The organism is Rodentibacter sp. JRC1 (assembly GCF_020521555.1).
GTDB lineage: Bacteria > Pseudomonadota > Gammaproteobacteria > Enterobacterales > Pasteurellaceae > Rodentibacter > Rodentibacter abscessus.
In genome coordinates this window covers 1,402,438-1,414,241 of record NZ_BPWA01000001.1, presented here as the reverse complement: position 1 = coordinate 1,414,241, position 11,804 = coordinate 1,402,438, and the positions used below count along the sequence as shown (strand labels likewise).

Below are 11,804 nucleotides of genomic sequence, written 5' to 3'. Positions count from 1 at the left end.
GAGAAAATGCTCGCATTATTGAAACGATTCTCAGAAAAACGTTCAGCCTGGTTATTACTTGTTACTTCAAGTTTATTGCTGGAATTGACCGCACTTTACTTTCAATACGGAATGGGGTTAAAACCTTGTGTGCTTTGTGTGTATGAACGTTTGGCGATAGTCGGTTTATTTATTGCGGGCATTATCGGCTTTCTTGCTCCTCGTGTACTTGTAGTTCGCTTGATCGCCATTGCTTTAGGCTTATTTAGTGGCATAAAAGGGTTGATGATTTCCATCCGACATCTTGATTTACAAATGAACCCTTCGCCTTTGAAACAATGTGAATTTCTTCCCGACTTTCCTGAAACCTTACCTTTCCATAAATGGCTACCAAGCCTCTTTAATCCGACAGGTAGTTGTGATAATAGCCAATGGTCACTATTCGGAATTACAATGGTGCAGTGGTTAGTGTTTATTTTCGCCGTATATGTGATTGTGTTAGGAGTGATACTCATTGCTCAGCTGAAAAAAAACAGAAATCGGAGAAGATTATTTAGCTAAAAGAGAAAGTGCGGTCAAAATTGACCGCACTTTATTTTAAGGAAAAATCACTTACTCTCCACATCTCCCAATAATGCGGCATATTTAATCGTGCTTGGATCGGATTCTAAAGCGATTTTTAATGCCATTGTCAGCGGAACGGAAAGGAGCATTCCAACCGTACCGAGTAGCCAGCCCCAAAATAAGAGGGAAAGAAAAACCACCAGCGTAGAAAGCCCTAATCGTTTCCCCATCATTTTCGGCTCAAGGATATTACCGATGATCATATTAACGGCAATGACCCCGAGCGCAACGCCGAAACCGATACCAAAACCGTTCAATAACAAAGCCTGAACAATAATCGGAATAGCGGCAATAACGGAACCGATATTCGGTATGTAATTGAGCAAAAAACTCAAAGTCGCCCACAAAATCGCATATTGCACACCGCAAATTTCAAGCAAAATAAAAACGCAAATTCCCGTGAGCAAACTGGTGATGGTTTTAATTCCAAGATAACCGATAACACCCTGTAAAATACGATCAATATGATGTTCTTCCTTAACAACGTTTTTGGAATCAGCACTCATCACTACGGCGAATTTATGTTTCATCGTTGGCGCTTCGGCAAGCATAAAAATCACCACAAGCACCAAGACAAACACATTGCTCACCACACCGGAAAAATTAAGTAATAAACGACTTACAAAATTCATAATGATACTGGGATCAAAATGATCTTGAATCGTCTCACGTGAGAAATGAATAGGCAAATTGAAGCGTTGCGCCAATGCCATCACATCATTTATCCGTTCGGAAAGCAAGGTTTTATATTGCGGAATAGATTGTGTGAATTCACGCACGCTGCTATTAATTAACCCGACTAAAAAGAAAAAAATGAGGGTTATCAAAACAAACAACAGTACCATCGCAAGCCAATGAGGCACACGGCGTGTCGTCATTGATTTGATTATCGGTGAACAAATAATCGCAATGAAAAGCGCAAGTAAAAACGGCACAACAATCTCCGCCGCCAATTTTATACCGGCGAGGATAATCACCAATGCCGCCATACTCATTAAAGTGCGGTGTAAATTTAGACTGTTTTTCACTAAACGGCTTCCTCGTTTTCTTCACCCGTACGAATACGAATCGCACGCTCAACATCATAGACAAAAATTTTGCCATCGCCGATTTTACCGGTTTGACAGGTTTCTACGATAGTTTCAATACATTGTTCCAACAACTCATCCGGCACGACAATTTCCATTTTCACTTTTGGCAAAAAATCCACCATATACTCGGCACCGCGATACAGTTCCGTATGCCCCTTTTGGCGACCAAAACCCCGCACTTCGGTAACCGTCATACCGCTAATGCCGATATCAGAAAGATTTTCCCGTACATCATCCAATTTAAAAGGTTTAATCATCGCTTCGATTTTTTTCATATTATTTCTCCGTATGTTCACGTCTCGCCGATTTCGGGCGAAAACTTTCAATAATTTCGGGGTGAGTATCGATATACAAACCGTTAATCAATTGTAAGCAATAAGGAACGGCACTAAAGATCCCTTTCATCAGCACATTGCCCGATTTATCTTTTACCCCTTCTAAGGTTTCTTTGATCGCTTTAGGTTGCCCCGGTAAATTCAGAATCAAACTTTCCTTTCGGATAACACCGACTTGACGGGATAAAATCGCCGTTGGAACAAAATGCAGACTGATTTGACGCATTTGTTCTCCGAAACCGGGCATCTCACGATCAGCGACAGCAAGGGTTGCATCCGGTGTCACGTCCCGTTTTGCAGGCCCTGTGCCGCCTGTGGTGAGAACGAGATGACAACCTTGCTGATCGACTAATTCTTTGAGCGTTTGTTCGATAATTGATTGTTCATCGGGAATCAATCTGGCTTCAACCTTAAAAGGGTCAATTAACGCTTGTGTTAACCAAGCCTGTAATTCAGGAATACCTTGATCTTGATACACGCCCGTTGCGGCGCGATCCGAAATAGAAACTAAACCAATTTTTAAAAGTGCGGTCATATTTTTCCTTGTTTTAGAATGGAAATAAAAGTGGAATGAGAAATACGCTTACTAACATCACGAGCAAAGTGAAAGGTACGCCTATTTTCAAGAAATCACTAAATTTATAACCACCGGGGCCTAACACCATCGTATTCACCGGTGATGAAACAGGCGTCATAAAGGCTGCGGAAGCCGCAATGGCAACAATCATTGCAAACGGGATCGGTGAAACATTGAGCTGTTGTGCTAATGAAATGGCAATAGGCGCAACTAAGATCGCTGTTGCGGTATTGGAAATAAACAGCCCCACCACGGCACAAAAGATAAATAACATCATAAGCACCAAATGCATTTCCCAATTACCGACCAAACCTAACATTGCTTCTACCGCAAGATTAATCCCTCCTGTTTTCTGCAATGCGGTGGCAAACGGCATCATACCGATAATTAAAATCAAACTTGGCCAATGAATCGAATCATAAGCACTTTTTGCATCCACACAACGGAAATAGCCGAGCATTAAACAACCGATCAAAGCCGCGATAACATTAGGTACAATACCCGACACCATTAATGCCACCATCACCAACACAGAAACCAACGCCTGCGGCGCTTGACTTTGAGCGGGCGCAACACGATCCATTTCTTTCGGATAACTCAACACCACAAAATCATTCGTACGACTACGCATTTGTTGAATAAATTTCCAATCCCCAATCACTAAAATGAGATCGCCAAGTTTATAAGGCGTACCGGTGAAGCTATCGGAAATCAATTCGCCGTCACGCTTAATCCCCACCACGTTTAAACCATATCTTGAGCGAAATTCCACTTCAGCCGTAGTTTTATCGATAATGCTTGAGCCGGGCACTAAGGTCAATTCCGCCATACCGATAGATTTTGCTTGTTCATTAAAGGATTGAGGTTTAATTTCCGCCGGCTCTAAATTATGATTTTGACAAAATTCCGCTAAATCAAAATGTTGCTGACCAATATCGATCATCAAAATATCTTTTTCATGAATTTCGGAACTACTCAGCGGCATAGTATAAACGGGGCGAAAACGTTTCCAACGCTCAATCGCCAGCACATTCAAACCATAATTGGAACGTAGATTCAGTTCATTTAAACTTTTGCCGATAAAAGGGGAACCGGTACGCACGACAAAACGTTTAGTACGATCACGTAAACCGTATTCGTCAATCAGCTCCGCCATAGAACGTTGATTGTTGTTTTGCTGTTCCGTGTCGATATTTGAACCAAGCCAACGACGTATAAGTAGCATATAACCGATGCCGAGTAATAAGACCACCAAACCAATCGGTGTGAAATCAAAAAATCGTAAACGTGAGCCCGTATCTTTAATTAATTCCGCATTCACTACCAAATTGGGGGCAGTAGCAATCAAGGTCATCATTCCGCTAATCAATCCGGCGACACTAAGCGGCATCATTAAGCGTTTAGGCGAAAGATTCATTTGACGACAAATCATCAAGACGACAGGGATAAAAATCGCCACTACACCGGTAGAACTCATAAAAGCGCCTAATCCGGCAACCGCCAACATCAGTAAAACCAATACTTTGGTTTCACTGTTTCCTGCAAGTTTTAAAATCCCATCACTGACTTGATAAGCAATGCCGGTACGTACCAATCCCTCACCCACAATAAAAAGTAAAGCGATTAAGATAATATTCGGATCACTAAATCCGGCAAAAATCTCACCCGTTGTTAAAATACCGCTTAAATAAAATGCCAACATCACCAAAAGTGCTACGGCATCCATTCGCACTTTATTGCGTACAAAAAGCAATACGGCAACTGCGAGTAAAGCAAGTGTCCAAAATAACGGACTTACCCAAAGCGCATTGGTGAAGATAGTATTCATCAGTGTCTCCTAACGATTTTCCAATACTTTTTTAACCGGGGCAAAACTACGGCGATGTTGTGGTAATGCCCCAAGTTCCGCTAATTTTTCCAAATGCAATTTAGTGGGATAGCCTTTATGTTGCGCAAAAGCATAATCCGGATATTGGCAATCCAATTCTGCCATTTCTTGATCACGCGCCACTTTTGCCAAAATAGAAGCGGCACTGATTTCAGCCACCAAACTATCGCCTTTCACGACAGATTGTGCCGGAATATCAAGATCTTTAGGAATTTTATTCCCATCTATCAAGACAAAGTGCGGTTGAATTTTCAAGGATTTTACCGCGCGTGTCATTGCTAATAAAGAAGCCTGTAAAATATTAATTTCATCGATTTCTTCTGCTTCGGCACGGCCCAACGCCCATGCGAGCGCTTTTTCTTTGATTTCTTCTGCTAACGCAATGCGTTTCTTTTCCGTCAATTTTTTAGAATCCGCCAAACCTTCAATCGGCTTATTCGGATCTAAAATTACCGCTGCGGTAACCACCGCCCCCACTAAAGGGCCACGCCCCACTTCATCAACACCGGCTATCAACGCATAACCTTGCGGATATTCAAACATTTTCCACTCCTTCCAATAAATCAATGACGGCCTGTGCTGCTTGTTTGTCGGCATCACATTGAATTTGTCGGTGTAAATCAGTAAAACGCTGAATTAAAATATGACGATTTTTGACCGCACTTTCTTCAGTTGAAAAATACACGGCGAGTTTTTCCGCCAACTGTTCCGGCCCGCATTCTTCTTGAATCATTTCCGGCACGAGCATTTCATTCGCCAATAAATTCGGCAGGGAAATATACGGCGTTTTCACCAAACGTTTGGCTAAAAAATACGTGAGCGGTTTCATTTTATAGCCTACAACCATTGGCGATTTGCAAAGCATTGCTTCCAAAGCGGCGGTGCCGGAAGCCAACAAAGTAGCGTCTGCTGCAATCAAGACCTGACGAGCTTGACCATCAATCAGATGCATATCTAAATCAGGGGCGACACGTGCTTTGATTGCCTCAAATTGCTGACGACGTTTTTCATTCACGAGGGGCACAAGAAATTGCAGTTCGGGAAATTGCGCTTTTAACAATCGTGCCGTTTTTAGGAAAGGCTCTGTTAAAAATTCCACTTCTGACCCACGACTTCCCACAAGAATCGCCAAGTACCGTTGCATCGGATCAATATTAAGGAATCGGCAAGCCTCTAAGCGATTAGGTTTGAGCGGAATTGCATCCGCCATAGTATGTCCGATAAAACGGCAAGGCACGTTAAATTTATCGTAAAAGGCTTTTTCAAAAGGTAGAAAAGCCAAGATCAGATCGGTTGCTTTGGCAATTTTATGAATTCGTTTTTGACGCCATGCCCATACGGACGGACTTACGTAATGAATCGTTTTAATGCCCTTTGCTTTTAGTTTTAATTCCACATCCAAGTTAAAATCCGGTGCGTCAATACCGATATAAACATCCGGTTTTTCTTGCAACATAGTTTGAATCACTTTTTTACGAATTTTAAGTAAACGGGGTAAATGTTTCAGGATTTCAGCCAAGCCCATTACCGAAAGTTCTTCCATATCTACTAACGTTTCACAGCCTTCAGCGAGCATACGGGGGCCGGCAATGCCGATAAAGCGTCCGTTGGGATAATATGCTTTTAGCTGACGAATTAATCCTGCACCAAGAATATCGCCCGATACTTCACCGGCAACAAGGGCAATAGTCGGATTTTCTTTGTTCATTAAATTTATCCTAAAAAATAACCGCACTTTAGAAAAAAGTGCGGTTGATTTGTTAATTGTTTTTCATAAACCATTTCTTCTTTATTTAAGAGGAAATCTATTTTAACGAATGATTCCGCGGGTTGAACGTTTAAAGAAATCAATAAAGAAACTAATGGCAGAATCGGTTTCTGCGATTTGTTCTATTTCCGGCATCACTTCTTCAAGGGTTTTGCCGCTGCGGTAAATCATTTTATATACGTTACGGATTGCGTGCATTGTCGGTTTATCAAAACCGCGACGTTTTAAACCTTCTAAGTTTACACCGAACGGGCGGGCATGGTTGCCTTGTGCCATCACATAAGGAGGAACATCTTGGCTTACCATTGAACCACCGCCAAGCATGACATGCGCCCCGACAACAACAAATTGATGAATCGCCGACATACCGCCCACAATCACAAAATCATCCAACTCAACGTGGCCGGCAAGCGTTGCATTATTCGCCAAAATACAGTTATTTTTTATTTGACAGTCATGGGCGATATGAACGTTAATCATTAACAGGTTGTTATTGCCGATGCGGGTTACATCTCCACCTTGAATCGTGCCGCGATGAATCGTCACGTGTTCACGGATTCTATTGGCATTACCAATAATGGTTTTTGTCGCTTCACCCTTGTATTTTAAATCTTGGTTCACTTCACCGATAGTGGCGAATTGATAAATTTCGTTATCTTCGCCAATAACGGTATCTCCACGCACAACAACGTGTGATTTCAACACTGTACGTGCTTTAATCTCAACAGAACCTTCAACAATGCAGAAAGGCCCAATGAAAACCTCTTCGCCGATAATGGCGCCTTCCTCAACAATAGCCGTCGGGTGGATTTTTGCACTTGGGTGGATCATATTTATCCTCTCTGATTAACGACGAGCACACATTAATTTTGCTTCACAAGCGACTTCACCGTTTACACTTGCAACACCGGTGAACGCTGTGATCCCACGGCGTTCTTTAATCACTTGAACATATAATTCCATTTGATCGCCCGGCAATACGGGACGTTTAAAACGCGCTTCATCAACACCGGCAAAATAGAATAATTCTCCCCCTTTTAATTCGTGTGTTTTAAAGGCAAGTATCCCCATTGACTGCGCTAAAGCCTCTAAGATTAATACACCGGGTAAAATAGGTTCACCGGGAAAGTGACCGGTGAAACAAGGCTCATTCACACTGATGTTTTTAATCGCTTTTAGCCATTCACCTTCTTTATAATCCATCACACGATCCACTAACAAAAACGGATAACGATGTGGTAATAAAGTCATAATTTCTTTTGCTTCGATCACTTTTGATTGTTGTTCTGACACGCTGATACCTTTCACAAATAAAAATAATGCCGAATTATACGATATTTACGTTTAAAAACAAAACGCACCACAAAAGTGCGGTGCGTTTTCAAAGAGAATTAGCCGATTTTCTTTTCGAGTGCTTTTAAACGCTTATTCATACCATCAATGCCCAAGGTTAGTGCTGCGGTTTTTCGCCATTCCTTATTCGTTTGTAGCGGAATGCCGGAAGAATACACACCCGGTTCAGTGATAGGTCTCATCACCATTCCCATACCGGTTACCGTCACTTTATCGCAGATTTCCATATGGCCATTGATAACGCTTGCACCGCCAATTAAGCAGTAACGACCAACCGTTAGACTACCCGCCATAATCACCCCTCCGGCAACAGCCGTACCGGTACCGATATGCACGTTATGGGCGATTTGACAGAGATTGTCGATAATCACGTTATCTTCAATTATCGTTGCATCTAACGCACCACGGTCAATACAAGTACAAGCCCCTATTTCAACATTATTACCGATAATCACTTGACCCACTTGTGGAATCTTAATCCAGCGACCATGATCATTGGCATAACCAAAACCATCACTCCCAATCACCGCACCGGATTGAATTAAGCAGTTTGAACCGATTTCTACGTCATGATAAACGGTTACATTTGCCCAAAGTTGAGTACCGGCACTGATTTTCGTATTTTTTCCTACAAAACAGTTTGCGCCGATAATCACGTTATCACCGAGCACGACCCCTTCTTCAATCACGGCATTTGCGCCGATTGAAACATTTTCGCCTAAAAAAACACCGTCAAAAATGACCGCACTTGGTGCTATACCATGAGCTGCTTTGGGAGTTGTATCCATATATTGCGCCAAAATCGCATAAGCGACATAAGGATCTTTTACAATCAGTAAATTACTTTCCGGCGCACAAAATTTTACATCGGCTTCAGATATCACTAAAATACCGGCTTTGGAATCTTTTAATAACGGACGAAATTTTGCATTAGAAATGAACGTGAGTTGATTCGCTTGGGCTTTATCAAGAGGAGCAATGTTTTCTACAACGACATCGGCGTTACCGCGAACGGTAGCGCCGATTTGATTTGCCAATTCTTGTAAAGAATAGGATTTTTGCATAATGAGAACCTATTATTTTTTCTCTTCTGCTTTAGCAGGTGCTGCGGATTTTTCTGTCGCAGGAATAGATTTCAATACTTCTTCGGTAATGTCTTTACCATCCACTGCAAATACCACAGAATTTGCATCAAGCACATAGGTATAACCTTTTTCTTTTGCAATTTTGTTTGTCGCAGCTTGGATGCTTTCTAACAATTGAGCACGCGCTTCAGCCTGGCGTTTCTCATTTTGCTCTTGAAACTCTGCCACTTTTTTGTCTTGCTCTTGCATCAATTTAGTAATTGCCGCTTCTTCACCTGCGCCGAATTTGTTAATTTCAGCTTCACGTTTTTGGATTTCGGCTTGACGTAAACGAGGCGCATCCTTTTGTAGTGCCGCCACTTTTGCTTCTACTTTTTTACGTGATGCCGCAATTTTTTCATCAATTTCCTTTTTGCTTGCCGCTAATTTATCCGCAGTCGGTTTAAATTCAGCATCTAATTTATCAGCGATAGCTTGACGATCCGGGTGATTTTGGAATAAATAACCAGCGTTGATAAATGCGATATTTTCATCTGCTGCTGCAAAACCGGATGCAAGGGCAAGACCAAGTGAAAGTGCGGTTACTTTTAAAACATTTTTCATTGAGATTTCCTTATTGTTTTGGGTTATTGGTTATACTTGCACAACATCATTATATGCTGTGCAAGATGCCGGCTTTGACCGGATAATTAAAACAAAGTTCGACTAGAAAGAACCACCAATACTAAATTGGAATTGTTCTATATCGTCATTTTCATATTTTTTGATTGGTTTCGCATAAGAGAATACCAACGGTCCGATAGGCGATTGCCATTGGAAACCGATACCTGCGGAAGCACGAATGCGACTCGGATCACTATAATCCGGTAAATTCCGGAATGCAGCTTTATCCTGTGCGCTCCATTTGGTATTCCACACACTTGCCGCATCAACAAAGAGTGAAGTTCTGACGGAATTTTGGTTTTTGTCCGCCACAAACGGGGTTGGAACAATTAATTCGGCACTTGCCGTAGCAATTGCGTTACCACCGACAATATCGGTACTTCCGTTGGTGTTATACCCTTCATTACCGGCTCTATCTTTTGTCCAATAAATCGCGTTAGGCCCTACCGCACCATATGCGAAGCCACGCAAACTCCCGATGCCGCCTGCCGTATAGTTTTGATAGAACGGTAAACGTTTACCACCGAAACCATTTGCGTAGCCTAACCCTGCTTTACCGGAAATCACCCAACGATGATCCCGATCAAGCGGATAATAACCTTGAATATCGGCATTCAATTTATAGTATTTGTTGTCGGAGCCCGGAATAGTTACTCGACCGCCGATCGAAGCCTTTATCCCTTTTGTTGGGAAATAACCACGATTTAAACTGTTATAGTTCCAACCGAATGAAAAATCAAAATCGTGAGACTTAACCGACAATGAATTTTTTGTCGGATCTAAATTCATTGAGAGTAAATATAAATCACGATTGTACTCTCGGGCAAAGTTACTGATTTTGTTGTAAGTATAACCTAATCCGACATAGTAAGAATTGTTCTCATTCACAGGGAAACCGAGAGTAACATTACCACCGTATGTTGTACGTTTATAATTTGATGAGGTGTCACTGTCAGAGTTATCATAGGTTTCATAGAATACATTTCCGCCTAAACTCACGCCATCTTTTGTGAAGTAGGGTTCGGTATAACCCAAATTAATCGTTGTACCGTAGTCGTTACGGGAACCAGCTAAGCTCACTGCTGCACCTGTTCCCAAGAAGTTATCTTGTTTTACGCTGGCTTGGTAACTGATACCGCTTTCCGTACCATAACCTACACCAAAGTTAATGCTACCGGTATTACGCTCTCTTACTTTATAAACGACATTAACCTCATCGTTTGTACCTTCAACAGGATCAACACGACTTTCTACGGTTTCAAAGAAACCGGTTCTGTCCAAACGAATTTTACCTAACTCAACTAATTGGGAATTATACCAAGAGCCTTCTTGTTGACGCATTTCTTGGCGTAATGTGCTATCCGCCGAAACGGTATTACCTTCAAACTGAACTTGACGAACGGATAAGCGACGACCGGCATCAACGACAAACGTTAACGCCATGGTTTTATTCGCCTCATCAAATGTCGGCGTGGTACTCACTGTGGCACTACCGTAACCGCGTTCACCTAATTTTGCCTTAATCGCATTTTCAACATCAATTACATCTGCACGACTAAAGGTGTCATTTAAATGAAGACGATTTAATAACGGTTGTAATTCATTTGCCATACCGCCGACATTACCCACAATACGTGCACTACTTAAATCGTATTTTTCACCTTCATTAATATCAATAACGACCGTCGCTTTAGTTTGCTCATCATTTAATTGAACATCCGTGTGAGTGATACGTGCTTTCGCATAACCGTTATTTTGATAATAATCTTGAATAGACTGTAAATCTTTCTCAAATTGGCTACCGTCAAATTTATTACCCCAAAGCTTCCACCACGCATCCGGTTGTAATTCCATTTGCTCTTGTAGCGTATTACTTGAAACCGCTTGATTGCCATTAAAGGTGATAGAGGCTAATTTCGCCGTATCATCTTCATTAATTTGAAGCGTAATTTCAGCACGATTATTCGGCAGCGTATTCACAATCGCCTCTACTTTCGCATTATAACGACCTACGCTCTTATAATGTTCTTTCACACCTTTTACAAATTCATCCAACTTGGCACGATTAAGTACATCACCGGATTTAAACCCGTTCGCTTCTAAGTTTTGTTTTAATGCTTCCGTAGGAATTAAAGAATTACCTTTAATATGTACTTCTGAAATGATCGGTTTTGCCAACACGCTGACCACCAAGGCATCACCATCTTGATAAGCTTTTACATCATCAAATCGACCGCTTACGAATAACGTACGAACAATATGAGCGACATCATTGTCCGTAACACGTTGACCTGAGCGAACCGGCAAACTTGCAAGAATTTGTTGCTCTAACTCTCCTTGAACGCCATCCACGCGAATGTCTTTTGCTACAAAAGGCGCAGCAAACACGCTTGTTGTCGTACCGAATAACAAACTTGCGATTAGAAGTTTTTTCATCGACT

Annotated in this window: 12 protein-coding genes; 1 reads left to right on the top strand and 11 read right to left on the bottom strand. The window is 41.7% G+C overall.

What is annotated here, in order from left to right:
* Positions 1-6 precede the first annotated feature (6 nt).
* On the top strand, positions 7-540 hold the full coding sequence (gene dsbB / locus HEMROJRC1_RS06555; RefSeq protein ID WP_226692174.1) for a disulfide bond formation protein DsbB: 534 nt from the start codon (positions 7-9) through the stop codon (positions 538-540).
* Positions 541-587: 47 nt separating this feature from the next.
* Here dsbB and HEMROJRC1_RS06550 read toward each other — a convergent pair whose 3' ends face one another.
* The 11 genes from HEMROJRC1_RS06550 to bamA form a co-directional block, all read right to left on the bottom strand.
* On the bottom strand, positions 588-1,631 hold the full coding sequence (locus HEMROJRC1_RS06550) for an AI-2E family transporter (RefSeq protein WP_226692173.1): 1,044 nt from the start codon (positions 1,629-1,631) through the stop codon (positions 588-590).
* The gene (gene glnB, locus HEMROJRC1_RS06545) at positions 1,631-1,969 is read right to left on the bottom strand and encodes a nitrogen regulatory protein P-II (protein WP_194812994.1); all 339 of its coding nucleotides are present in this window, start codon (positions 1,967-1,969) and stop codon (positions 1,631-1,633) included. The genes HEMROJRC1_RS06550 and glnB overlap by 1 nt, the downstream gene beginning before the upstream one ends.
* Position 1,970: 1 nt before the next feature.
* On the bottom strand, positions 1,971-2,564 hold the full coding sequence (mog, locus tag HEMROJRC1_RS06540; RefSeq protein WP_226692172.1) for a molybdopterin adenylyltransferase: 594 nt from the start codon (positions 2,562-2,564) through the stop codon (positions 1,971-1,973).
* A gap of 13 nt (positions 2,565-2,577) precedes the next feature.
* Positions 2,578-4,434 carry an SLC13 family permease gene (locus HEMROJRC1_RS06535; protein WP_226692171.1) on the bottom strand — a complete coding sequence of 619 codons (1,857 nt, stop codon included), beginning with the start codon at positions 4,432-4,434 and terminating at the stop codon, positions 2,578-2,580.
* A gap of 9 nt (positions 4,435-4,443) precedes the next feature.
* Positions 4,444-5,037, bottom strand: coding sequence for a ribonuclease HII (gene rnhB, locus HEMROJRC1_RS06530; protein ID WP_226692170.1), 594 nt, complete (start codon positions 5,035-5,037; stop codon positions 4,444-4,446).
* Positions 5,030-6,202: a lipid-A-disaccharide synthase gene (lpxB, locus tag HEMROJRC1_RS06525; protein WP_226692169.1), complete on the bottom strand. Its 1,173-nt coding sequence runs from the start codon at positions 6,200-6,202 to the stop codon at positions 5,030-5,032. The genes rnhB and lpxB overlap by 8 nt, the downstream gene beginning before the upstream one ends.
* A gap of 102 nt (positions 6,203-6,304) precedes the next feature.
* On the bottom strand, positions 6,305-7,093 hold the full coding sequence (gene lpxA, locus HEMROJRC1_RS06520; protein WP_226692168.1) for an acyl-ACP--UDP-N-acetylglucosamine O-acyltransferase: 789 nt from the start codon (positions 7,091-7,093) through the stop codon (positions 6,305-6,307).
* 15 nt (positions 7,094-7,108) lie between these two features.
* Positions 7,109-7,555, bottom strand: a complete 447-nt coding sequence (gene fabZ, locus HEMROJRC1_RS06515) for a 3-hydroxyacyl-ACP dehydratase FabZ (RefSeq protein ID WP_374707290.1) — start codon at positions 7,553-7,555, stop codon at positions 7,109-7,111.
* A gap of 98 nt (positions 7,556-7,653) precedes the next feature.
* Positions 7,654-8,679 (bottom strand): UDP-3-O-(3-hydroxymyristoyl)glucosamine N-acyltransferase, encoded by a 1,026-nt coding sequence (lpxD, locus tag HEMROJRC1_RS06510; protein WP_226692167.1) that lies wholly within the window; start codon positions 8,677-8,679, stop codon positions 7,654-7,656.
* A 12-nt stretch (positions 8,680-8,691) separates the two neighbouring features.
* On the bottom strand, positions 8,692-9,303 hold the full coding sequence (locus tag HEMROJRC1_RS06505; RefSeq protein WP_226692166.1) for an OmpH family outer membrane protein: 612 nt from the start codon (positions 9,301-9,303) through the stop codon (positions 8,692-8,694).
* Positions 9,304-9,405: 102 nt separating this feature from the next.
* Positions 9,406-11,799, bottom strand: a complete 2,394-nt coding sequence (bamA, locus tag HEMROJRC1_RS06500; RefSeq protein ID WP_226692165.1) for an outer membrane protein assembly factor BamA — start codon at positions 11,797-11,799, stop codon at positions 9,406-9,408.
* Positions 11,800-11,804 lie beyond the last annotated feature (5 nt).